We start from the raw sequence: 23,119 nt of genomic DNA, 5'->3' as shown, positions 1-23,119 counted from the left end.
TCCTTACTCATAGAACCGTCCTTAAGTAATTCAGCATACAGGCTTAACGCTTTAACTCCTTCCGGAGAATTGATTTGTTGGTAATCTCCCCCTGCAGAGATTAAAAAGGGGTAAAACTGGAACGTCGATTCTTCGGATTTAACGCCTGAAATCGCGAAACCATAATGTTCATTATTCGTCAATCTCTTCGCATCCGCTTTCAATTCATCCCAAGTTTTGGGCGGCTCCTTTATACCGGCTTCCTTAAACATATCCTTGTTGTAGAACAGAGCAAGGCAGTTGCTCTCATAAGGAAGCCCATAATAGCGGCCGTTATATTTTGCCGAATTCAGCGGTCCTTTAAAATATTTGTCCGCTTGTCCCCATTTGTCGATGCGGTCGGTCAAATCCTCAAGGACACCCATTGCTGCAAAGGAAGCATTATCGACACCGTCCATAAAGACAATATCCGGCAAAGTCCCTCCGGCAACCCCGACTGACAATTGTTTCTTGGTTTCGTCAAAAGGAACATATTCCGTAACGACTTTCACTTTGTCCTGTGTTTTGTTATACGCTTTAGCCAGTTTTTCAAACTCGGTTTTTTGCTTACCCGTAAAGTAATGCCACACTTTAATTTCCGTTTTGGCGCCTTTTTCGCTGGTTCCAGAAGAAGAATCTTTACCTCCGCTACATGCTGTTAACGATAACGATAAAATAAGCCCGATAATTAACAACACGATTTTTCCTTTTTTCAAGTGCGACACCCCTTCTGAATATTGTTTTATTTTTAAACAAACTTGCGGATTGCCGATTATCGAAAGCAGCGTCCAACAATCATCATTGTTACCGCTTTCACCTCATCCCTTAAAAAATTAGCACCACATTTCTTATGAAAGTTTGTTTATTGACTAAATTAAGTATATAGATTTTTTGATTTAGCTGTCAATAATTTATTTTATATTTTTCCCTAATATGTAAAAATAACGGGTTGTTTATGTTATTATGTTTATTGGATAAATAAACTTATTAAGGTGATAAAATGAAAACAGGTGATCAAAATCTAGTAAAAAAAATCAATAAGTCTATCGTACTGGATACCATTCAAACCAAAGGCCCCATCTCAAGAGCGCAAATTTCTAAAACGACCGGATTAAATAAAGCGACCGTTTCCTCTTTGGTCACAGAATTAATTAATGAACATTATGTTTTTGAAATCGGTACGGGACAATCCAACGGCGGAAGAAAACCCGTTATGCTTTATTTCAATAAGAATGCTGGATATTCCATCGGCATTGATCTTGGTGTCAATTACATTCTCGGCGTTTTAACTGATTTAAAAGGAATTATCATTGAAAAAGCTTTTGTTACACTGAACAAACAAGAATATCCACACGTGATTAAAGAGGTTTTGAAAATCATCAAAGAATTGATCTGCAAATCTCCGGAAAGCCCTTATGGAATCATAGGGATTGGCATTGGTGTTCCCGGAATTGTCAACAGTGAAGGAAATATTCTATTTGCACCCAACTTAAATTGGCGGGAAGTAAACATTAAAGAAAGAATTTATAAAGAATTTAATATCCCGGTCATCATTGAAAATGAAGCCAATGCAGGGGCACATGGTGAACGGCTGTACGGCGCCGGACAAAACATTTCTAATCTCGTCTATGTCAGCGTCGGAATCGGTATTGGAACAGGTATAATTATCGATAACAAACTATTTAAGGGCGCAACTGGCATATCTGGGGAAATGGGACATCAAACCATTGAAATAAATGGGAAAAAATGCAGGTGCGGAAATAGAGGATGTTGGGAATTATACGCTTCTGAAAGTGCGCTGCTAGAGCTTGCAAAAACATTGCCTGTTTATAAGGATGCAAAAAACATTCGCCTTGAGGATCTCATCGAAGCGGCCAACCAGGGAAATAGCGATGTCATCAATTTATTTGACCGAATCGGAGAGCATCTTGGGATTGGATTAATCAACATCATCAATACGTTTAATCCGCAACAAGTCATCATTGGGAACCGTTTTTCACTCCTAAAAGATTGGATTATCAATTCTATCAACCGAGTATTAGAACAAAGATTGTTATCATTCCATCGCGATGCTTGCACCATCACATTCTCTAATCTCGGCATTTACTCTTGCGCCTTGGGATCATCGGCATTTGCCATTTCTAATTTCTTTGCCAGCGAAAAAGTCGTAGTGGAATAAAGAAGCGTAAAGATGAATAAAAGGCATTGAGCTGGCATTAATGAATCGTTCTCTTTTGAAAAAATAGATCTGGATAATGAGTATAAGATTTACGTAGGATAAAGAATAAAGCGTGCATAACGCATCTATATCATTTCACCAATAAACTATGATGGCCCTATCCCCTCCCTCGCCCTTTCATAAAGATGAGTTGGTATCTTAAGCAGAGCTGATGCGATGACCGATGCCGGATGGACCGATCCCCTTTGTACGAAAGTTTGTATAAATATTTTTTAAATTCGGTACCCTGTGATATAATCTGACAAAAAGTTAGAATAGGAGAAAGCTTGATGGTACACTTAGCCCCAGATGCCAAACCCAAGGTCATCACGCTCTGCGGTTCGACAAAATTCAAGAAACAATTCGAGGAAGCCATGGCGCAATGGACATTGAAAGGCTATATCGTCCTGAGTGTCGGTTTCTTCGAGCAAAGCGATCATATTGAAGTCACCGAAGACCAAGTTAAACTTTTTGAATAGCTGCACTATCACAAAATCGACATGTCTGATGAAATCTTTGTGATCAATGTAAACGGATATATTGGGAAAAGCACGCAAAAGGAAATTGAATATGCCATCCGGAATGGCAAAAAAGTCACGTACCTTGAACCCATCCATTGAGCCGGCCTCAATGTATGGGACTTTTTTGATACATTGCCGAACGGTATGCCGGTCCGTCTCTTCAAGAGTTTCCGATCTCTTCGTTTGCTTCTTGCCGCTGCCTTTCCCTTTTTGCAATGCAAAGAAACGCTGTCAAATGGACGAACGGGTCTCACAAAAATGTCCTAAAATCATGCCATTCTTCGCTTCAGACGCTTGTCAACCGTTGATCCCTTGATTACATGCGCGCTGATGGACGTCGTTCGATTTAAATTCATGGCCTTGCACGTCAATTAAGAGTTTTGTCGTTTGCCGCTGAATCCGTTATAAGGCGCAACACATGATGCGAATACGCTCTTTTACATTCAAAAAAAGAGAGTATGGAACCTTCCAACTCTCTTATCCCGGAGCCTATATTCTTCGACCGTTTTCTTCTATTTACAACAAAGAATGCCTTCGCCGGATTCCATGCTGGATTTTAAACTGTCCAGCACTTCCCGCCAGGCTTGAACGTGCCACTGTTTGGCGCGTTCCCAGTCGTCCGACTCCCCCCAACCCGTATGTTCGACGGTTACCTTCGTGCCATCATCGGTCGGCGCAAAGGTGACGGAAACGTGCGTAAGCGCACCGGCCTGATTCATGATCTCCGCAAAGGGATCGGGCCCTTTCCACTCGAAGACCAATGCATGCGGTCGGTCAATTTTCAAGATTTTGCACCCTTTGGTGCTCATGTGGTCCTTATTGGCGGGATCGAAAAAAAGCTCAAATTTGCCGTTCTCTTTCGCCTCGATTTCCGCAGCCGGCGCAAACCATTCGGTAATCCGATCCGCTTCCGTCCACGCCCGCCAAACCAGGTCCAAATCGGAACGAATCACGACGTCCGTACGAATCATTCAATCCCCCCTTTCTTTCCGATTGCGTTCAAGCCCATTATATATTGCTTCAAAATCATTGAAAAGTAAAAAAATTACAAATGACGGTTTCCTGGTGCGCTCCATCCAACGCGGTCGAGCCGCAAGATTCGGCCAATATATAAGGGAGTCGTTTTATGACTTTTTTATCGGGAATAGGCCCATTTTAGTAGCCGCCGCACACCACGCCCGCTCAGATAATGAATAGCGAAAGCCTTGTCAGGCGTTCCCATTTGTTATATTTTTATACATTTTGTCGATAAACAGCTCTTTATTGTTATATCAATATGATGTAAGATAATAGGTAAACATTGGATCCATTTTAGTCCTTCATCCTACACCCTCGCCACATCCATCATAAGGGAGGTCACCATGATCCGGTCTTTAAATACGAATAAAGATGCCGCACCGTTGTACGTGCAAATCAAAGAGGATTTAAAGGAAAAAATTGAATCGGGGCATTGGGTGCCCGGCGACAAGATTCCTTCCGAGTTGGAGCTTTGCGAACAATATCAGGTCAGCCGAATCACCGTCCGGGAAGCCATCAACGAGCTCGTTTGGGAAGGCTATCTCATACGGAAAAGGGCGAAAGGCACCTTTGTCCTGGATTACAAACAAAAGCTCTCCGATCGCGACTATTATACATACGTTAAAAGCTTTACTTATGAAATGAAGGAATTGGGGAAAAGCCCCGTTACCATTAAGGCTTCCGTGAAAAAAATCAAAGCCGATCGTTTTCTGGCCGCCCAGCTGCAAATTAAAGAAGGCGCCGACATCATCGAGCTGAAACGGGTCAGAGGCGTCGACGGCAAAGTGTTTGTCTTTTTCAAAACCTATATTCTTTATGATCCGCGGCTGTCGCTCTCATCGGAAGATTATTACGGCTCCTTTTATAAAATGTTAAAAGAGATCGGCATTACGATCGCGAAGGTCAAGGAATACTTGGAAGCGGTCAAACCCGATCCCGAAGTGCAAGAACAATTGAACGTTTACGAGCACACGCCGATTCTTAAAAGGGTGCGGCACGCGTCCAATCAAAACGGCGATTTTCGCGAATATACCGAATGCTTCTATATCGGCGAACAATATCGTTATTATATTGATTTCAGCACACAAAATTGACGCTGGTGCGCTTCCGCCGCAAAGGCGGCGGGCATTTTAGAGGCTTGCTCCCTTGCGGACGCCTCCCGTACATGTATGGCGATGGGAGCCCAGATCGATGGGAAGCGTTTGTGTGCGAAATGGGGACCATCTCGATCCTGGATGGCTGAGTTTTTACCGCGTGTTTTAGAGATTGGGCGGACGCCGCGGCCGGCGATAAAGAAGTAAACGGCAAAGTCAGCGTTTCCCGTTTGATGACGCAACGACTTCTCCGAGACGATTTCCCCCGGTCCCTACCAGATGCTCTTTATTATGAGCCTCAATGGTTAGAAGATGCTGCCTTTGGCTAGCCGCCTCTCCTCTTTCAGGAGGTTCTGCTCCGATTTGGCGAAAATGGTCCCGCCGCATCCCAAAAAGAAAACACCTTTACGCGAGATATGAGCGGGCAAGAGTGGCTTTGAAACGGCATCAATCATCTTTTGAAAGACCATCAGCCGATGTTGAAAGCGGCAACATCGATACGTCGTTCTGCTAAACATTTCATTCGCTTCTTTAATACCTAGGCCGAAAAAAGAAGCCGCTTTTCCATCCCTTCTTTATCTTCCGCTTTTTCAAGTGGAATTTGAAAAATTTTTTAAAAAACGCTTGATTTGGATAAGATCCCGTGATATTTTATTGGTGAAGTTATTGTCATAACATTATATCATTACATCATCAGGTGATAACGATATGGCGAATTACGATCTGAGTCCGGAAATCCGCATCCATATGGAGGAAGGACACGCTTGGCGGGGGTATCCGGCGATCATCCATGAATTGCAAAAAAAAATTCATCAACTCGAAAAGACCAAAACGGTGGTTGCCATCGATTGCTATCCGGGAATTCGATATGACGAGATCCGAAAAGGCCTTATTGAACCGCTCGGTCCCGATTGCCTGATCCTCTCCGACGATTTCGCTTTTTCCGGAGAACAAATCACCGAGATGGTGCGTTACAACTTGACGGATGATCGCGTATTCGGCATCCTCTCGCACCACACGCTCGATCAGTTTTTCGATCGCGCCAAAATGGAATCGGCGACAAAACAAATACGAGATTTTGAAACCGGTTTAATCCTGATTTACGGGGTCGGAGCGAGCCTGATTTATGAACCGGATATCCTCGTCTATGCCGATCTGGCCAGATGGGAGATTCAGAAAAGATACCGCTCCAAAGAGATCGGCAATTGGAAAATGGATAATTTCGAGGAGGATATCCTTAAAAAATATAAACGAGGCTATTTTTTCGAATGGCGCATCGCCGATCGCCATAAAAAAAAGCTTTATGACAAAATCGATTATTTGTTGGATACCAACGCCAAAGATGATCCGAAAATGGTGACGGGAACGGCCTTCCGGGAAGGACTGGCCCAGGTCGTCCGCCGGCCGTTCCGATTGGTGCCCTATTTTGATCCGGGCGTTTGGGGCGGCCAATGGATGAAAGAACGCTTTCGTCTCGATCCGAACGAGATCAATTATGCTTGGAGCTTTGACGGTGTACCCGAAGAAAACAGCCTCTATCTTCGCTACGGGAATATCCGAATTGAAATTCCGTCAATTAATCTCGTGTTTCGCCACCCTGTCGAACTGTTGGGAGATCGGGTGCATGCCCGGTTTGGCACTGAATTTCCCATTCGCTTTGACTTTTTGGACACCATGGACGGGCAAAATTTAAGTTTACAAGTTCACCCGCTGACGGAATATATTCAGGAAACCTTCGGCATGCCCTATACCCAAGACGAAAGCTATTATCTCCTCGACGCCAAAGAAGACGCCTGCGTCTATCTGGGATTGAAGAACGGCGTCAACAAGGAAGAAATGCTCGACGCTTTAGAAAAAGCCAACAGAGGCGAGGGTGATTTTGATGATAATAAATACATTAATAAGTTTCCGGCAAAAAAACACGATCATTTTCTTATTCCCGCCGGCACCATCCATTGTTCAGGGAAGAATTGCATGGTTTTGGAAATCAGCGCCACCCCATACATTTTTACGTTCAAATTATGGGACTGGGGCCGCCTCGGACTCGATGGATTGCCGAGACCGGTGCATTTGGAACACGGCAAAAACGTCATTCAGTGGGATCGCGACACCGATTGGGTGAAAAAAAATCTCATCAATCGCATTGAAAAAATCGCGGAAGGCGATGGATGGATCGAGGAGCGCACGGGCTTGCACGAAAGGGAATTTATTGAAACAAGGCGGCATTGGTTCTCCAAAAAGGTGACCCATCAAACGAACGGTAGCGTCAACGTCCTGAACTTGGTCGAAGGCGATGAAGCCGTGGTGGAAAGTCCGACCGGCGCCTTTGAACCCTTTGTCGTCCATTATGCGGAAACCTTCATCATTCCCGAATGCGTGAAAGAATACACGATTCGTCCTTACGGAAAATCCGTCGGCAAAACGATTGCGACCATCAAAGCATATGTCCGAGTTTAAACATCACATATATGTGCAAGGAGGATGGGCATGAAGGCAATATTACTGACATCGCATGGCCGGTTTTGCGAAGGCCTGCTGGATGCCTCACGAATGATTCTCGGCGAAACGCCTCATCTTTACGCCTTGGCCTTAGACGATAAAGGGGTCGATCATTTTTCTCATGCTTTGGATCTGCTCATCGGTGAATTAAATCAAAAATACGACAGCCTGTTGATCCTCTGCGATCTCAAAGGCGGAACGCCTTACAACCAATCGCTGAAGCATGTCTTCCAAAGCGACGGGAATATAAAAATTTTAACCGGCATGAATTTGCCGATGATCCTGGAAATCTATCCGCAGCTTGAAACGGCAGGTTTGGATGACTTGGTACGAAAAGCCTCCGAAACCGGTAAGCAAGCCATCACTGGCATCAATGAAGTCCTGTGAAAAAACGATCCAACACCATAGGGAGGAACTCGATCATGCCAATCTCTTTTGTCCGCATCGATGACCGCGTCATTCATGGCCAAATTGTAGCGAGGTGGTCCAAATTAAAACCTTGTCACGGCATTCTCGTCATCGACGACAAAATTGCCAACGATCCATTGCAAAAGCAAATTTTTGCCCACGCCGCCCCCAGCGGAGTGAGGGTCGGCATCTACACGGTTGAAGAAGGCATTGAAAAAATCAACAAGGCCAAACAGGCGAAAAACGCTTACTTTGTCATCGTCAAATCACCCGTGACCTTGCAAAAATTAACGGAAGCGGGATGTGATTTCGGCCGCGAAATCAATGTCGGGCCGATCAGCGCCAGAGAGGCTACCCAAAACGTCGCCAAGGGGGTGTCGATTACGGAAGAGGAAAAAAAGGCGTTTGATTATCTCAGTAATCAAGGAAAAGACATTGTCTTCCAGCTCGTTCCCGAAGAAACACCGGTAACTTGGGATAAAGCGAAACAAAATTATAAATAAGGGGGACGCTTACCATGGATTTGGTATTGTTCATTCAGGCCCTTCTGATCGGCATTTTTTGTTATCTCGGATCCGTCTCATCTCCGTGGCTGATGGGCGTTACCGGAGGTTATTACGTCGTCGGCAGGCCGCTGGTGGCCGGTCTGATCGTCGGCCTCATTCTCGGTGACGTAACCACCGGCATCATATTGGGAGTGGCCGTACAGGCGGCTTTCATTGCCACCATTTCAACCGGTGGCACGCAAAACTCCGAAATTACTTATGCCGCTTACGGAGGCATCGCATTGGGCATGTTGGCCCACGCTTCGACGGGCGTTACGGTGACGCTGTCGGTCGGCATCGGCGCGCTCGGATTGATTTTGCACAATTTTATGATGGTCATCAATTCCTATTGGAACCGTCGGGCCGAACAAGCGGCCAATGACGGCGACGCCAAGGGCATCGTGTGGAACAATGCGATTTACCCGCAAATCGGCAACTTCATTTTAAGGGTCGTTCCCGTCACGCTCGCCGTCTATCTCGGACAGGGTTTTGTCTCCGATGCCTTAAAGGCCATACCGAAAGACGTCACAACGATGATGAATGTGTTGGGCGGTTTGTTGCCCGCGTTGGGAATCGCCCTGTTGATGAACCTTTTGATAAGAGAAAAAGCGCACTTTATCTTCTTCCTTGCCGGATTCGTGTTCATCGCTTTTATTAAAAACAACATGATAGCGCTTACTGTTTTTGCCATCCTGATCGCTTATATCATTTATTTGGTAAAACAAAAAGCCGGTTCCACGGTCGAACTGGAAGATGAGGTGATTTAAATGCCGAAACTTGAGAAAAAGGATTTGCGCAAAGCTTGGCGTTCGTGGGCGATGTATCACCTGTCTTCAATGAGCTTTGAAAAACTGGAAGCGCACGGCTTCGCCCACTCCATGCTTCCCGTTTTAAAGAAGCTGTACAAAGACAATCCGGAGGAATATCGGAAGGCTTTAAAAAGGCATTCGGTCTTCTATAATACCGAACCTCAAACCGGCAGCTTGGTAAACGGCGTCATTTGCTCCATGGAGGAAAAACGGGCCAACGGGCAACCCATCGATGATGACATGTTTCACAGCATCAAAACGAGCATCATGGGCCCGCTCGCGGGCATCGGCGATTCCACGCTGCAAGGGATATTTATCCCGATACTCCTGACGATATGCATGGGGATTTCCAACCACGGCAACCCGTTGGGCGTCTTGTTATACATCGTCGCTTATCTTGCCATCATCTTAAGCCTCTCCTATTTCCTGTTTATGAGAGGCTATACATTGGGAATTCACTCCGTCAACAGCATCATCGGGGAAAATGCCGAAAAACTAAGAGATGCATTTAATACCTTAGGAATCATAGTGATCGGCGGACTGGCGGCATCTTTCGTCAAACTGTCAACGGTTATAAAAATACCAAACGGAGATGAACAACTCGACCTGCAAAAAACGTTTGACGGCTTCTTCCCCGGACTGTTGTCCCTGCTCGCGGTTCTGCTGTGTTGGTATTTGATTTCCAAACGGAAATTAAGCGCATCCAAGGTTTTGATCATCTTGGTGCTCATTTCCGTCGTCGGCGTGCTGCTTGGCGTCTTCTAGAATCGTAGCGTTGAAACGCCGGACCGGTCCCCACCGCCAATCCTGCTGCAAGCCATTGGCTTCTTAATGGCTTATTCTTCCGCAGGCGTTGGCCCGTGACCGGTCCTTTTTTATCATTCATCCCAAGCGATTCGGTACAAGTCGAGCCTCCCATGATTTCGGTACCTATCCCGGCTTACCTAGTGGAGTTATGCTTTAAACACGACTTCGCCATCCATGGAGGACCGGATTACGAAGATTCCCAACGAAATTTCCACTTGGCAACGATCAGCGCCGCAACAAGAATGGCGAATACTAAAGCGATGGATCCCATATAATGAGCCAGACTTTTGCCTACCCACAAATCTTCCAGCACGTCCACCACATGGGCAAGCGGAATATAATCTGTCACATGCTGCAGCCATTTGGGGAACTCGCTTCTCGGGATGGCGGCACCCGAAGAAAAAAACATGATAAAAAAGATGGCCATCCCAGCAGTCTGCGCGGTCCTTATTGTGGACGCCAGCCCGCCGACGGCAAAACCGACCGCATACAACATCGCCATGCTTAACAATAGAAACAGGCTTGTGGCAAAAATATTTCCGCCGTAATGAATATTAAATACCATCTTCCCGACGATTAAAATAAGTACAGCCGAGATCAAAAACATAAAAATTTGAACGGCCACCTGAACGGTCAAAAAGGCAAACCGCGGCAGCGGGGTCACTTGGTAATGCTTCAAAATGCCCCGTTCCCGATATTCCGCGAGCGTGATCGGAATCGAAATCAACCCGAGATTCGCCATCACCATGGCGAAAAGCGAAGGAATGTATATATCAATAAAACGAAAGCCGTTGTGCATGTCGTAATGTCCGTACACGGAGCCAAAGAGCAACAATAAAATCACCGGAAAAAGCAGCGTAAAAAACATCGCAAACGGTTCGCGCAAAAACAACAAAATCTCCGCCCAAAACATTCGGGCGATGGATTTCATCAAAAGCCCTCACTCCTTCCGATAGGCACGACCCGTCATAAATAAATACAAATCTTCGAGATTGGCTTTGCGCGTTTCAATCTGATCCAATTGGATTCCTTTGGCCTGAATATAACGATGAACCGACGGCAGAAATTCCGAATTGATGCCGTAAAGCAAATAATTGGATTCGACTTTTTCCCATTTCCCGAGATGCGGAATGCTCTCCAAATCATCCGACGAGCAGTTGAATCGATCCGGGATTTTGACCCTCACGCCCATTTGATTTTCCCGCAAGAGCTCCTTTGGCGGCCCCATGGCAATGACTTGGCCGCGATCGACCATGCATAACGTGTCTGCGTGTTCTTCCGCTTCGTTCATGTCATGGGTCGTCAAGAAGATCGTCACCCCTTCCCGTTTCAACTCTTCCAGCATTCTCCAAATATTGAACCTTGCCTGCGATCCAGTCCGCTCGTCGGTTCATCCAAGATCACAACCTTAGGACGGCCGATTAAGGCAAGGACAAGCATAAACCGCCGCTTCTGACCGCCCGATAACTTCCCGAAAAATTGCTTTTCCAAACCGGAAAGCCCGCATGCCTCCATTAAATCTTTATACGGGAACGGGTTGGCATAGAAACTGGAAAAAACCTTCAGCGCCTCTATCAGCTTTTGGCGCGGGATCAATTGGTCTTCCTGCAATTGGACGCCGACTTGTTGATAGACGCGCGCTCTGTCTTTTCTTGGGTCCAATCCCAGGATGCGGACCGTTCCGCGATCGGGAACGCGCAACCCCTCCATGCATTCCACAGCCGTCGTTTTCCCGGCGCCGTTCGGACCGACGAGCACAAAAATTTCACCGGGTTCGACACTAAAGCTGATGTCCTCGACGGCGACCGTTTGACCGTATCTTTTTTGCAGATGTTCCACTTCTATGACCGGCGATTTTACAGATCGTTTCAGGATGGGTTGGTCACCGGCATTCGCCGACAACGAAGGTGGCTGCATCCCCTTCCCTCGCTTTCCCTTCGAATTTTTTAACAAAGGCTTGTTTCCAATTTAGACATGCCCATCTTTTCTTCCTGCAAACGATTTCTTTTTCATGGAAAGCAACACACAAAAATCTTGGATTTTTATCGTGCAAATCCAAGCGGCGCGGTGGCCTTCAGCCAACCCAACGTTTCTCTATTCCCTTGAAAAAATCCCTCAAATATTTAGCTTATGGATCCATTTCTCGATTCGTCTATGAAAATTGTATCAATTGTTGCGATATAGGTATATTAGGTACAAAGTATTATTTTTTAATTTTTAAAAAATAATTCGGATCAGTGACGACTAAAATAACGAAAGGGCGTTGCCGGCTGTCAAACCGCCATCCCGCCCGCATCGCACGCTTGCGATGCATCCTCTTCCCGGCCTTCCATCTTCCATCGCTCTTTTTAGCGTTTCGTGCCAAAACTCCGTCCAATAACCCGCTTTTTCCCAGGATTTAACTATAAAATAGGGATTTCTGACTGTTTTTGGATGAGAAAAAGGAATCCGCAAGGGTAAAGAGAATTCAAAAGTTAGCATCTTGGATTGGCTTATCAAAAGATGATGGGTAGAAAGGAGGGAGAAGGAATGAACACAGCTTATGTCGCTCCATTCGTCGACCTTCAAAGCGATGACAACGTGGAGGATGCCGTCGTCTGGTACGTGGTGGCGATCTTCGTCTTGCTCGCTTTGGGTGCGACCATTCTTCTTGGTGCAATGGCTTGGTGTTTCATTCACGCCAAACATTCGCTCTATGCCGTCGTCAGTCTGAATCCGTGGACCTTTAAAGTAGGCTGTAACTAGTGCAATTCGTTTGAGGCATAAGGGTGTTCATCACTCTTATGCTGCCCAATACGGTTCATGAGTCGAACCGTTCTATTACGAGCGACGGAGGCGGTTGCATCCCATCTCGCGGTGACATGCCTATCGGGGGGTTGAACTTAGATGGATCCTCTTCTGCAAGTCGATCGGATAATCAAGTTTTACGGAAAAACGAAAGCGGTGAACGGCATCTCCTTTCATGTTCAAAAAGGAGAAATATATGGCCTGATCGGTCCCAACGGCTCCGGGAAAACGACAACGATGAACTTGATCACCAATTTAATCACACCGACCGACGGGGACATTCGCATCAAAGGTTTATCACGGGATGATCTCCTTGCCAGAAAAAGCTTGGGATACATCCCCGATGAACTATTGTTGCCCGAAACGCTGACCGGTAAGGAATATTTAACGTTTGTAATGAAAATGTACGAGGTCGAGGCCTATGATTTTATGTGGGATCTCGCCCGCTTGTTTCGGATCGATAAAGTGCTGGACCAACTGATCGGCAGCTATTCGCACGGCATGAGAAAAAAGATCCAGTTTATGGCTGCGCTCATGCATAAACCCGAACTGATCATTTTGGACGAACCATTTAGAGGGCTTGACCCGGAAACCGTCATCATGTTGAAGGATATGATCCTCCAACTCAAAGAAACGCGCGGACTTTTAATTGCAACGCATGATCTGCTGATGGCGACGGCCTTATGCAGCAAGGTCGGCATTCTTTCCAACGGCGTCATAGTCGCGGAAGGCACGGTCGATCAACTACTGCGAAGCTATCGGGCCGTGACGTTGGAAGACGTCTTTTTGCAAGCCACCGGATTGGGAAGAGGGGGCACCCAATTTGAAAAAGTCATGGCAAATTTCTAAGGTCATTATCTGGACATGGAAAAATCATTATAAATCACTATCGGAACGGCAGCCGCTTCTCAAGTTCATCCTCCCCGTGATTGCGTGTCTTCTCTTTGTCCTGATTATTATTTTAAGCCATTCGGCCGTCCATTCTTTCACGCAGGCCGCCGGCATGAACGATACCATTCTCACCAAAGTCATCTTGCTCGTCCTCTTCGCCAATGCGTCATTGTTTACCACCGTGATATTTACTTTTTTCCTCATCATGTCGCCGGAGCGCACCGCTGTTGAATTGTCTTTATATTGGTTTCCTGTCAAAACCCATCAGCGCAAGTTAGGTTTTTATTTGCCGCTCATCATTGCTGTATTATTGATCGATCTGATCATTTTTCTGCCCATCCTCGTCACTTTTTCAACGGGCGTCGGGTTTTCGGCCGGTTTGACGGCCCTCGTCACCGCTTGTTTTATCTTGCAAATATTGACCGTCGAATGGGGGACGTTATTCTTTGTTGAATGTTTTACTTTTCTCTACCGCTTCTTACGGATCGGCGGAATGACGAATAAACTTTTAAGCATATCTTCGTCCGGGTTTCTCTTCCTTTTTCTGTTTCTATCTTTTGCTAATCTAAATAAAATTTATGAGTTGGTCGACCACGTTTCCTTCAATCCGCTGAATTTTGCACTCATTCATCTGGGTTACGCTTTGCCGGCTTTCCAGCTGCAACATCAGCCCTTCCAAGTCGTTTGGTGCACCCTCCTGCCGCTCGTCAGTTTCGCCTGCTTCATTTTCAGCACAATGATCCCCCGAAACTTGTCGGAGCAAAGAGGCGTTACCCTTTTTAAAACGTTGCCTTTTGTCAACAACAAGTTCTTCAACATTATGATCAAAGAATGGAAAGACATGATCCGCCATCCCGATATTTTTATGATGCTCATCATCTATTTAGCGCTTGTGATCTTTGTCGGCCTTAAAATGCATTTACACGCTTACCTGTCTATGGCGACATTATTTCTTTGGGTTTTGATCGGCATTTTAAGCTACAGCTCTTTTGGGCGCGATGAAAAGATAAGATGGATGGTTTATGCGTACCCGTATTCCAGGAAAGCTTGGATCATGGCAAAATTAGCCGCCAATATCGCGTTTAACCTTGTCGTCGGCATCCTGTTCGTCGCGCTGCTTCTCATTTTGCAAGGCGGGCCGGCACAGTTGGCATTCGTTTACCTTCCCGTCGGAATGCTCGTCACTTGCGTATGTTTTCTCGCAGGTATCCTATTGCCGTACTCACAAGACCATCCCTATTCGACGGCGTTTTCTTCCATTATTGTTTGCCTTGTCGGATTGCCGCTGTTGCTCGTCAGCGCCCGTGTTCTGTCTAAATTGCAGGATAATGCCTTCTATCTCGTTTTAAGCTTATCGACCCTTCTCGTAATCGCTTTAACCTCTCTCGTGGAAGGATGGAGGCATGCCCATGATCGCCAATAGCAGCATCCCTTATTTTCCCAAAGCCGTTCGGATCGTGCCCGGCGCTGTCCAAGATGTCGCTTTGAACCAACACTATCCTATGAATCAGACCGCGGAAATCTTTTTAAAAAAAAATCGATGGCCAAAAAAATATCGCGACCATATTGGATGAACTCCAAAAGGCTTTCCCGAACGTGAAAACCGACATGTTGACGCGCGATTTTTACCGATTATTAGAAAATCTCGTGAACCATTATCTGATTTGCTTTAAAACGCCTATAAAAGATCAAGCGCTGATCCTCTTCAGCCTCTTTTGGATTCGGAGCGGTTTCCGTTTTTTCACTGGAAAGCGATATACCATTAACGGCGTCCATTTTTTTACAATTTTTGCCCATCTGTTCGCAATTATTCTCAAAAGGTTGTGCATCGTCCTATTTCCCCTGAACACAATGGTCTTGCTCTTCGCTTTATATCTTGGACAACCGGAAATTCTGATTCCGATAGGTCTCTTTGATGCCCTGATTTTCGGCGTTTTTTTTAAGCATCGCCATCCATGAATCCGGGCATCTTTACGCCTTAAGAAGAATAACGAAAAATCCGCACATGGGTTGTTTGGTCACCAGCAACCTGTCTTATAAAATCAGGCGCCCGGCTTGGGAAAATGAGGCCTTCATCTCGCTGTGCGGCCCGCTGGTCACGACGTTTTTGGGCATTTCCGGCATCTGGTTGGATATTTTGATTCACCAACCTCTCGTCCATTTGCTCATTCTGTGGATGGCCATCATCTTTATTTTTCATTCCATCAATCTTTGGCCCGTGCTGCCCGATGGAAAACATCTCTTTCGCCATCTCTTCGCTTCGGAACGTTAAACAGAGCGTTCACCTCTTTTGCGAAGCGTAAAGAGGTCATGGCAAGGCCGGACAAATGCCAACCATCAAGGGATATACTTTTGTCATTGAATTTTTTGCGGCTTGTCCAAAGCGCAACTTTTCGGAACGGGACCAGCAAAGGGGTTGAACTAGAAACTTCAACTCGATAAGCAAGCCGGGGAACAGCGATCCCCATTGAAGCAAGGCGTATAATGCCTATCGGATCCTGAGCCTTTGAAATCAACGGAAGGAGATGATTCAATGAACAAGACATGGATCAGCATCTTTATATGGTCGATTCTTTTGGCACTCTTTTTTTAGTGACCGTTTTCTTCGGCGGGCTGACGTTATATGCGCTGTTTACGTACCATTCTTATGACATCGGCGGGGTGTACAGCATCACCGTTCATAAAAAGAACCCGTCGTTTGATCTGACCGTCAGCAGCGGATTCTTGTGCGTTTTTCTGATCACGGTCCTTTTCTTCATTTTAGTCTTCAGTCTCGCCCAGCTCCTGCGTACCCGCCGTAACGACAGCAAAGCGGGCAGTTGAGCGATGCATCTCCGTGCGCGTTTGGAATGAGGGTGGCCGGCTTAGACGAACCGGCGGTTTGCCATTCACTCGGCGCAAGAGAGTGCTAAACCCATGACGGAGGCAAAAACCGTTTCTTGTCAGGGGCACCTTACCCAAGTACTTTTGTCTTGGGGCGTCTTATACATTCCACTTGGTCTCCGGGCATTCTCCCGATTCCGGCCTATGGCGGACGCCTTTGCTTCCGGCGAACGGTTGGCGCTCAGCGCCTCCCGTTCATAACATTCACCTTTCGGCACCACATCGATGCCGGGCGCACACAAAGATGAAACCGGATCGGGTCCTCGATCCGGTTTCGTTTTTTTCTATTTATTTTCCTTCGACAACTGCAAGGCTTTTTTCATTTCCTTCAAAAGATTGGAACGGCCGTACATCAGGACGCCGCCTTTGTAGACGCGTGCCCCGAAAACCGCGAGGATAACGATGCTCGCGATCAAAAGACCGATGGAAAGCAGCGTCTGCCACAACGGGAGATCCAACATCCCAACCCTTAAAAACATGAGCATCGGCGTAAAGAAAGGGATAAAGGAAGTCACCGTGACGAAGGGCGCTTCCGGATTGTTTAAACCGAATATGGCCAGCATAAATGCCAGGACGATGAGAAAGGTCAACGGGCTGATCATCTGATTGACGTCTTCAATCCTGCTGGTCAATGAACCGAGAAAGGCTGCGATCGTGGCATATAGCAGGAAACCGAGAATGAAGAAAAGAAGCCCGTAAAGCATGATGACAAAAGATGAATCGCCAAAACCGAAAAAGTCGAAAAAGCCGCCCGACATCTTTTCCAAATTGCTTTTGATGGCGTAATAGCCGAACCCGAAAATGATGATGAGTTGGGTGAGGCCGACAAAGACGACACCGGCAATCTTCGCAAACATATGGGTGACGGGCGAAACGCTCGAGATTAAAATTTCCATGACCCGCGATGATTTCTCCGTTGCGACTTCGGTGGCGATCATCGTCGCGTACATGATGACCGCGAAATAGATGATGATTAAGAGGGCGTAAACCAGTCCCCTTGCCTGGCTCAATTCTTTTTCGCTTTTCGCTTGTTTTTCAACGGCCACATGGTGAAAATCGACCGGGGCATTTAATTGAGCCAACTGTTCCTGTGACAAATTCAGATGCTGCGCGGCTTGTTGCGACCTGATTCGTTGGAGCACCGACTGCAGTTGGTCCGCCAACGATTGGTCGGTCAGCGATTTCGTTTTGAAAACGGCTTTCGGCAAACCGTCCGCGCCGAAGGATAAAATTAAATACCCGTCCACATCGCCATTTAGCACTTGTTTCCTTAATTTTTCTTCATTCGCCGTTCTTTGGACGATCGTAACATGTTTATCCGTTTTCTCCATCATTTGCGTAAAGGGTTGTGCGAGTTGTTTCGTTTGATCGACAAGGACGATTGTCTTTTCATCGCTTCCGTTAAATTTTTTGATGAGATTCGGCAATTCGGTCATCAATAAAATGAGGGCCAAGGTAATGACCGTCGTGATGAGAAATTGCCTGGATTTGATTTTCGTTAAATAGGTATGGGAAAAGACGATCCAAAAATTATTCATGTTCCGCACCGACCTTTTCTATGAAAATATCATTTAACGTCGGTTCATCCAGAACAAATTTCCGGACAAATCCTTTGTTTACGACCGATTGCAAGATTTTTTCCGCGACGGTTTCGCTTTCGATTTGCAGCTCGATGCCTTCGGCTGTCAATTTGGATCGGGTCACCCCGGGGTGACTGGCCAGAAAACTTAAATCGAAATCCGCGTGAATGATTAAATTTTTTTTGCCGAAAGACCGCTTGATTTCTTTTAAAGATCCTTGAACGACGGGATTGCCTTTATGCAAGATGCACAGATTTTCGCAGAGCTCTTCCACGTGTTCCATGCGGTGGCTGGAAAAAACGATGGAGGTGCCTTCATTTTTGAGATCGATGACGGCTTTTTTGAGCATTTCCACGTTGACGGGGTCCAGTCCGCTGAACGGTTCATCCAAAATGAGCAATTTCGGTTTATGGATGACGGCGGCGATGAATTGGATCTTTTGTTGATTCCCTTTGGACAGTTCCTCCACCTTTTTATGTTTATATTCGGCAATTTTAAACCTATCAAGCCAGATGTCCAGCTGTTTCAACGCATCTTTCGGCTGCATTTTCCTCAGCCGGGCAAGATAAACGATTTGTTCGCTCACCTTCAATTTCGGGTAGAGGCCTCTTTCTTCGGGCAAATAACCGATGTCCGGGCTCATGGAATGGTCGATTCTCTGTCCGTGCCACGTGATCGTGCCTTCATCCGCCCGCAGGATGCCGAGGATCATCCTGAACGTCGTTGTTTTTCCGGCACCGTTCGCCCCGAGAAGCCCGAACATTTGTTTTTCGGGTATGGAAAGCGTCAAATGGTTGACCGCCGTATGGTTCCCGAATTTTTTCGTGACATTTTCCAATTTCAATACCATTTCGTCTACCTCCCTATGGTTCCTACGAATGAATGTTTTTGATGGTTTCAAGATGTTAAAAAGGGATAGGATTTCGCAACATTCATTACATGTTGTGTGCACCGTAAAGGATATAGGGATCCGTTGTGCTCGGACATGTTCACCTACTTTACGGCGAAGGAACGGTGAAGCAGGAAAGTCGTAAGTGATGTTTCAGACGGGATGGACGGATGGCATCGGGCGAGGCTACATTTTGTGTAGAGCGTGCAAAGATTTGTTTCTGTGAAATCCTGACGAAGTGGTAATATAAAAACAAAAGCCCATGCGGCCCATGCTCAATTTTTGTCGTCGACCCTGAGTAGCGTCAAAAACCCTAGGGATCGACGACGATTGGTGATGTCACTATTTCTTGCCGTGACGCGGCTTTTTTGTAAAACGAAAAAATTTTGTTTTGAAAGGAAGGATTCACGCGCCCGATGAAGAATGTTGATATATCGGCAGTTTTTTGGGTTTTGATCTTACCTATAAGGAATTGAAACTTCAGTCTAAGGAGGTGATCCCGTTGTTCAAAATCGTTTTGATCTTACCTATAAGGAATTGAAACCCAGGCTGATACGGGAATTTGACGACATGCCATTGGTGTTTTGATCTTACCTATAAGGAATTGAAACTTAGCACAATTTCATCGTCATACGTCGCCATCTTGATCGTTTTGATCTTACCTATAAGGAATTGAAACTCGGTCAGTTTCGCGAATTGATCGGCCAATGCTTTCGTTTTGATCTTACCTATAAGGAATTGAAACAATTAACATTTTCCTTTTTTCTTGTCCCATTTTCTTCGTTTTGATCTTACCTATAAGGAATTGAAACACGGTTCACACAAACAAATTATACATAATCCGAGAGGTTTTGATCTTACCTATAAGGAATTGAAACTCGAAACTGAAATAGAGAATTATGAAATTGATCATGATGTTTTGATCTTACCTATAAGGAATTGAAACTTCCAAAATATAATGGACATGATTTAGGCCTACGAGTTTTGATCTTACCTATAAGGAATTGAAACTAAAACTCTTTTCTCCGTTAGTTTCTTGCGACACAAAGTTTTGATCTTACCTATAAGGAATTGAAACAACATAGCGGGCGACCCCTTTCGCGACCGAATTGACCGTTTTGATCTTACCTATAAGGAATTGAAACCGCTCCAATGCGTGCGAAGGAATATAATCCGCCAAACGTTTTGATCTTACCTATAAGGAATTGAAACTGACCTGATTTTCGATTTCCAATAGTTCGACGATGGGTTTTGATCTTACCTATAAGGAATTGAAACTTGGGTTGATTTGAAGAGGCGGCGATGTCAAGCGCGTTTTGATCTTACCTATAAGGAATTGAAACTTTTCTGATTATTTATGGTCACAAAAAAATAACCCCCGGTTTTGATCTTACCTATAAGGAATTGAAACTTTCTCCTCAAGCCAAGGTAATTCCCTATATGCCTTGTTTTGATCTTACCTATAAGGAATTGAAACAGATCCACAAGAAGCATCTCGATCTGGCGCTGTTCACGGTTTTGATCTTACCTATAAGGAATTGAAACAGAAGCCGCGCCGATGGTTCCACGGCGTCATATCCCGTTTTGATCTTACCTATAAGGAATTGAAACATGAGTCCGTATTCATCGGCCTTTCGTCGATGAATGTCGTTTTGATCTTACCTATAAGGAATTGAAACTTCCAAACCGTGAAACGCATCGATGATAAAGCGGACGTTTTGATCTTACCTATAAGGAATTGAAACAACGAAACTAAACTAAACGAAACGAAACGTAAAAATGTTTTGATCTTACCTATAAGGAATTGAAACTGACGATTTTGAGTCAGGCGCCGAACAACAATATACGTTTTGATCTTACCTATAAGGAATTGAAACTCAATACTCTCTTGGCCGGCAACCTCGGCGCCGAAAAGTTTTGATCTTACCTATAAGGAATTGAAACTTGCACAATGCGTTAGAGAAGTTGACAGAATTAAATGTTTTGATCTTACCTATAAGGAATTGAAACTGCCAAGAAACCACTTGGACTCACCGCCGGGACTCCGTTTTGATCTTACCTATAAGGAATTGAAACTCAGCAGTTGTCTCTTTTTTACTTGTTTCCTCTTGCGTTTTGATCTTACCTATAAGGAATTGAAACTCTCCGTCCGGCGCCACATGAAGGTGATTTTTCAAAGTTTTGATCTTACCTATAAGGAATTGAAACTTGTATTGCAATTGCATTTTTTGTTTTTCGATGTCGGTTTTGATCTTACCTATAAGGAATTGAAACTTTTGATGATGTCATCGTCCGCCGCATGCTCGTCGGGTTTTGATCTTACCTATAAGGAATTGAAACATGAATTGGAGGCGCAAATCGCATGAAAGTCGAAATCGGTTTTGATCTTACCTATAAGGAATTGAAACTCGATATTACTTTGCCGTTCTTTCTGTTTGATTTCAGTTTTGATCTTACCTATAAGGAATTGAAACCGGAGCAAACCGGGAGGAAATCGGAACTCATCGCGGGTTTTGATCTTACCTATAAGGAATTGAAACCAATAATGACTGGGATTATGCAACCCGTAGCCAAGCCGTTTTGATCTTACCTATAAGGAATTGAAACATTTGTCCGAAGCTCGACTCAACATCTTTCGCCATGTTTTGATCTTACCTATAAGGAATTGAAACTACTGCATGAAAACCGTAAATAATCAACGAGGATACAGTTTTGATCTTACCTATAAGGAATTGAAACCGTTAAATCCGACGGGATCATATCAGTCCTTTTCGGGTTTTGATCTTACCTATAAGGAATTGAAACATACCACTCCGAATCGATGATCGTCCGGCGGTCGACGGTTTTGATCTTACCTATAAGGAATTGAAACTCGTTGCTTCGTGATCGTCGGGTAACTCAATTTCAGTTTTGATCTTACCTATGAGGAATTGAAACCGGCGAGCCGGTAGCACAAGGCCGGCCAAGATTCACGTTTTGATCTTACCTATGAGGAATTGAAACCGCGGTTATTGGCAATGGCGATGGACATCGCCCTTTTGCTTTGATCTTACCTATAAGGAATTGAAACGTGTAAACTGTGACAATAAACTTTCCTTGTTCGCTACATTTTAATCTTACCCATGAGGATCGAGGCAAGCCACCGCGACCGGAATATTGAAAAAGCAAGCTCGATTGCTGTTTAGATAAAAAATAGACATGATCGCAAACGAAAAGAGACGGTTTGGTCAGCCGTCTCTTTGCATAAATTCTTATAACCGAGAGTCTATTTTTCATCCTAAGTCGTTGGTGAGGCAGTTTGGGTCATCACAAGGTGCTTAATAAAAATTAGAAAAGGGAAAGATATCCATGCGAAAAATGGTGAAACGCTTATTTGTAGCTGCCCTCGTCGTGTTGCTTTTAAGTTCAGGAACCCTTGCTTACCTTTATTTTTTTCACGGTTATCACGGGAAAGATTTGGCCGTGATGGATCCGGATCATAAAATCCAAGACGATACCGACGGGGACGGCATTCCCAATCTGAAAGATCCGGATGCGGATGGGGACGGCATTTCGAACGCCCAAGATATTGCGCAAATGGGAAATCAACTCGCAGGTACCCTTTATGATCCTTTAAAGGGCGGGTACGAAAACATCGGCGGCAAGCTTGGATTTATCGTCTGTATCGACGTCCCCCGCATCGCTTACGCCCATGCCGGCATCTATTTGCAAGATCTATTGACGCGCGATTTCAAGGCGCATCCCGAACACTATGACACGCAAAACGGAATGAATACCCCGCAAACTCCGTACTTTTTCAGGCGCGTCCGCAATGTTTATGATTATGCGGAAGGCAACGGTCTATTAATTAAAAAGAGCGCAGCCCCTAAAGTCGGAGATATCGTTTTTTATGGGCGCTACCATGCGACCCTCGTCGTCGGTGTTCATAAAGACGGCACATATGACGAAGTCGAAGCCCATCCTAAATTAATTTTCGTTCAAAAGCACGTCCATAAGAAATGGAAGCCTCACGACGTCGCGAGATTTTTTTAGCGCGTTTTTTGGGGACAGTCCCCCAGCACTTTAAAGCGCCAAAGCAGGAATACCAGTTATATTTAAATGCTTTAAAGCTCTTAGTGTTGCCTTTCTGGATTTGAAAAGCGGCAAAGATCAT

At 45.2% G+C, this 23,119-nt stretch carries 20 protein-coding genes, 1 pseudogene and 1 CRISPR repeat array; of the genes and pseudogenes, 13 read left to right on the top strand and 8 right to left on the bottom strand.

Annotation, left to right across the window (positions count from 1 at the left end; all coding sequences use genetic code 11):
* A partial coding sequence (locus CCB157_RS02670; protein WP_143286901.1) for an ABC transporter substrate-binding protein occupies positions 1 to 734 on the bottom strand: 734 nt, incomplete at its 3' end.
* Between the two features lie 284 nt (positions 735 to 1,018).
* Here CCB157_RS02670 and CCB157_RS02665 point away from each other — a divergent pair.
* Both CCB157_RS02665 and CCB157_RS02660 read left to right on the top strand, forming a co-directional pair.
* Positions 1,019 to 2,197, top strand: coding sequence for an ROK family transcriptional regulator (locus tag CCB157_RS02665; protein ID WP_077614382.1), 1,179 nt, complete (start codon positions 1,019 to 1,021; stop codon positions 2,195 to 2,197).
* A 329-nt stretch (positions 2,198 to 2,526) separates the two neighbouring features.
* Positions 2,527 to 2,856: pseudogene (locus CCB157_RS02660) on the top strand (hypothetical protein).
* Between the two features lie 413 nt (positions 2,857 to 3,269).
* On the opposite strand, the gene CCB157_RS02655 reads toward CCB157_RS02660, so the two are convergent.
* Positions 3,270 to 3,728, bottom strand: coding sequence for an SRPBCC family protein (locus CCB157_RS02655; RefSeq protein WP_077614381.1), 459 nt, complete (start codon positions 3,726 to 3,728; stop codon positions 3,270 to 3,272).
* A 390-nt stretch (positions 3,729 to 4,118) separates the two neighbouring features.
* On the opposite strand from CCB157_RS02655, the gene CCB157_RS02650 reads away from it, so the two are divergent.
* From CCB157_RS02650 to CCB157_RS02620, 6 genes are all read left to right on the top strand, one after another.
* The gene (locus CCB157_RS02650) at positions 4,119 to 4,868 is read left to right on the top strand and encodes a GntR family transcriptional regulator (RefSeq protein WP_077614380.1); all 750 of its coding nucleotides are present in this window, start codon (positions 4,119 to 4,121) and stop codon (positions 4,866 to 4,868) included.
* 708 nt (positions 4,869 to 5,576) lie between these two features.
* A complete protein-coding gene (locus CCB157_RS02640; protein ID WP_077614378.1) occupies positions 5,577 to 7,325 on the top strand; it encodes a class I mannose-6-phosphate isomerase in 1,749 nt (582 codons plus the stop codon).
* 30 nt (positions 7,326 to 7,355) lie between these two features.
* Positions 7,356 to 7,754 carry a PTS sugar transporter subunit IIA gene (locus CCB157_RS02635; protein WP_158077176.1) on the top strand — a complete coding sequence of 133 codons (399 nt, stop codon included), beginning with the start codon at positions 7,356 to 7,358 and terminating at the stop codon, positions 7,752 to 7,754.
* 35 nt (positions 7,755 to 7,789) lie between these two features.
* Positions 7,790 to 8,278: a PTS sugar transporter subunit IIB gene (locus CCB157_RS02630; RefSeq protein WP_077614376.1), complete on the top strand. Its 489-nt coding sequence runs from the start codon at positions 7,790 to 7,792 to the stop codon at positions 8,276 to 8,278.
* Positions 8,279 to 8,292: 14 nt separating this feature from the next.
* Positions 8,293 to 9,087 (top strand): PTS mannose/fructose/sorbose/N-acetylgalactosamine transporter subunit IIC, encoded by a 795-nt coding sequence (locus tag CCB157_RS02625; protein WP_077614375.1) that lies wholly within the window; start codon positions 8,293 to 8,295, stop codon positions 9,085 to 9,087.
* A complete protein-coding gene (locus tag CCB157_RS02620) occupies positions 9,088 to 9,894 on the top strand; it encodes a PTS system mannose/fructose/sorbose family transporter subunit IID (protein ID WP_077614374.1) in 807 nt (268 codons plus the stop codon).
* A gap of 229 nt (positions 9,895 to 10,123) precedes the next feature.
* Here CCB157_RS02620 and CCB157_RS02615 read toward each other — a convergent pair whose 3' ends face one another.
* The 3 genes from CCB157_RS02615 to CCB157_RS17205 are packed head-to-tail and all read right to left on the bottom strand — an operon-like array spanning position 10,124 to position 11,853.
* Entirely contained in the window at positions 10,124 to 10,867 is a 744-nt protein-coding gene (locus tag CCB157_RS02615; protein ID WP_238594567.1) for an ABC transporter permease, read from the bottom strand.
* Positions 10,868 to 10,876: 9 nt separating this feature from the next.
* Complete coding sequence (locus tag CCB157_RS17210) at positions 10,877 to 11,281, bottom strand: ATP-binding cassette domain-containing protein (RefSeq protein ID WP_143286900.1); 405 nt, start codon at positions 11,279 to 11,281, stop codon at positions 10,877 to 10,879.
* Positions 11,266 to 11,853 carry an ABC transporter ATP-binding protein gene (locus CCB157_RS17205; protein ID WP_143286899.1) on the bottom strand — a complete coding sequence of 196 codons (588 nt, stop codon included), beginning with the start codon at positions 11,851 to 11,853 and terminating at the stop codon, positions 11,266 to 11,268. The genes CCB157_RS17210 and CCB157_RS17205 overlap by 16 nt, the downstream gene beginning before the upstream one ends.
* A 612-nt stretch (positions 11,854 to 12,465) precedes the next feature.
* Between CCB157_RS17205 and CCB157_RS02605 the strand changes: the two genes are divergently transcribed.
* The 3 genes from CCB157_RS02605 to CCB157_RS02595 all read left to right on the top strand — a co-directional run bounded on the left by CCB157_RS02605 (position 12,466) and on the right by CCB157_RS02595 (position 15,037).
* Complete coding sequence (locus CCB157_RS02605) at positions 12,466 to 12,681, top strand: hypothetical protein (protein ID WP_077614372.1); 216 nt, start codon at positions 12,466 to 12,468, stop codon at positions 12,679 to 12,681.
* 141 nt (positions 12,682 to 12,822) lie between these two features.
* Entirely contained in the window at positions 12,823 to 13,572 is a 750-nt protein-coding gene (locus CCB157_RS02600) for an ABC transporter ATP-binding protein (protein ID WP_077614371.1), read from the top strand.
* Positions 13,547 to 15,037 (top strand): hypothetical protein, encoded by a 1,491-nt coding sequence (locus tag CCB157_RS02595; RefSeq protein ID WP_077614370.1) that lies wholly within the window; start codon positions 13,547 to 13,549, stop codon positions 15,035 to 15,037. Before CCB157_RS02600 ends, CCB157_RS02595 begins: the two co-directional genes overlap by 26 nt.
* A 555-nt stretch (positions 15,038 to 15,592) precedes the next feature.
* On the opposite strand, the gene CCB157_RS17200 is transcribed toward CCB157_RS02595, so the two are convergent.
* On the bottom strand, positions 15,593 to 15,865 hold the full coding sequence (locus CCB157_RS17200; RefSeq protein WP_143286898.1) for a hypothetical protein: 273 nt from the start codon (positions 15,863 to 15,865) through the stop codon (positions 15,593 to 15,595).
* Positions 15,866 to 16,158: 293 nt separating this feature from the next.
* Here CCB157_RS17200 and CCB157_RS02580 point away from each other — a divergent pair, with 293 nt between their 5' ends.
* A complete protein-coding gene (locus CCB157_RS02580) occupies positions 16,159 to 16,437 on the top strand; it encodes a hypothetical protein (protein ID WP_077614367.1) in 279 nt (92 codons plus the stop codon).
* A gap of 344 nt (positions 16,438 to 16,781) precedes the next feature.
* Here the strand turns inward: CCB157_RS02580 and CCB157_RS02575 are convergent, their stop codons facing one another.
* Positions 16,782 to 18,035, bottom strand: a complete 1,254-nt coding sequence (locus CCB157_RS02575) for an ABC transporter permease (RefSeq protein WP_077614366.1) — start codon at positions 18,033 to 18,035, stop codon at positions 16,782 to 16,784.
* Positions 18,028 to 18,927 (bottom strand): ABC transporter ATP-binding protein, encoded by a 900-nt coding sequence (locus CCB157_RS02570; protein ID WP_077614365.1) that lies wholly within the window; start codon positions 18,925 to 18,927, stop codon positions 18,028 to 18,030. Before CCB157_RS02570 ends, CCB157_RS02575 begins: the two co-directional genes overlap by 8 nt.
* A gap of 488 nt (positions 18,928 to 19,415) precedes the next feature.
* Positions 19,416 to 22,036: direct repeats of the CRISPR family, unit length 30 nt; unit sequence GTTTTGATCTTACCTATAAGGAATTGAAAC.
* A 278-nt stretch (positions 22,037 to 22,314) separates the two neighbouring features.
* Between CCB157_RS02570 and CCB157_RS02565 the strand changes: the two genes are divergently transcribed.
* Positions 22,315 to 22,998 (top strand): DUF1287 domain-containing protein, encoded by a 684-nt coding sequence (locus CCB157_RS02565; RefSeq protein WP_077614364.1) that lies wholly within the window; start codon positions 22,315 to 22,317, stop codon positions 22,996 to 22,998.
* Positions 22,999 to 23,119: the final 121 nt, after the last annotated feature.

The sequence above is a fragment of the Caenibacillus caldisaponilyticus genome, assembly GCF_002003465.1.
Taxonomy (GTDB): domain Bacteria; phylum Bacillota; class Bacilli; order Bacillales; family Sporolactobacillaceae; genus Caenibacillus; species Caenibacillus caldisaponilyticus.
This window is presented reverse-complemented; position numbering and strand designations above follow the sequence as displayed.

Bases quoted from the DNA above. Each gene is read 5' to 3' on its own strand.
- CCB157_RS02665 (WP_077614382.1), top strand. From the start codon at position 1,019: ATGAAAACAGGTGATCAAAATCTAGTAAAAAAAATCAATAAGTCTATC.
- CCB157_RS02655 (WP_077614381.1), bottom strand. From the start codon at position 3,728: ATGATTCGTACGGACGTCGTGATTCGTTCCGATTTGGACCTGGTTTGG.
- CCB157_RS02650 (WP_077614380.1), top strand. From the start codon at position 4,119: ATGATCCGGTCTTTAAATACGAATAAAGATGCCGCACCGTTGTACGTG.
- CCB157_RS02640 (WP_077614378.1), top strand. From the start codon at position 5,577: ATGGCGAATTACGATCTGAGTCCGGAAATCCGCATCCATATGGAGGAA.
- CCB157_RS02635 (WP_158077176.1), top strand. From the start codon at position 7,356: ATGAAGGCAATATTACTGACATCGCATGGCCGGTTTTGCGAAGGCCTG.
- CCB157_RS02630 (WP_077614376.1), top strand. From the start codon at position 7,790: ATGCCAATCTCTTTTGTCCGCATCGATGACCGCGTCATTCATGGCCAA.
- CCB157_RS02625 (WP_077614375.1), top strand. From the start codon at position 8,293: ATGGATTTGGTATTGTTCATTCAGGCCCTTCTGATCGGCATTTTTTGT.
- CCB157_RS02620 (WP_077614374.1), top strand. From the start codon at position 9,088: ATGCCGAAACTTGAGAAAAAGGATTTGCGCAAAGCTTGGCGTTCGTGG.
- CCB157_RS02615 (WP_238594567.1), bottom strand. From the start codon at position 10,867: ATGAAATCCATCGCCCGAATGTTTTGGGCGGAGATTTTGTTGTTTTTG.
- CCB157_RS17210 (WP_143286900.1), bottom strand. From the start codon at position 11,281: ATGCTGGAAGAGTTGAAACGGGAAGGGGTGACGATCTTCTTGACGACC.
- CCB157_RS17205 (WP_143286899.1), bottom strand. From the start codon at position 11,853: ATGCAGCCACCTTCGTTGTCGGCGAATGCCGGTGACCAACCCATCCTG.
- CCB157_RS02605 (WP_077614372.1), top strand. From the start codon at position 12,466: ATGAACACAGCTTATGTCGCTCCATTCGTCGACCTTCAAAGCGATGAC.
- CCB157_RS02600 (WP_077614371.1), top strand. From the start codon at position 12,823: ATGGATCCTCTTCTGCAAGTCGATCGGATAATCAAGTTTTACGGAAAA.
- CCB157_RS17200 (WP_143286898.1), bottom strand. From the start codon at position 15,865: ATGGCGAAAGAGATGTTTTCCATCGGGCAGCACGGGCCAAAGATTGAT.
- CCB157_RS02580 (WP_077614367.1), top strand. From the start codon at position 16,159: ATGGATCAGCATCTTTATATGGTCGATTCTTTTGGCACTCTTTTTTTA.
- CCB157_RS02575 (WP_077614366.1), bottom strand. From the start codon at position 18,035: ATGAATAATTTTTGGATCGTCTTTTCCCATACCTATTTAACGAAAATC.
- CCB157_RS02570 (WP_077614365.1), bottom strand. From the start codon at position 18,927: ATGGTATTGAAATTGGAAAATGTCACGAAAAAATTCGGGAACCATACG.
- CCB157_RS02565 (WP_077614364.1), top strand. From the start codon at position 22,315: ATGCGAAAAATGGTGAAACGCTTATTTGTAGCTGCCCTCGTCGTGTTG.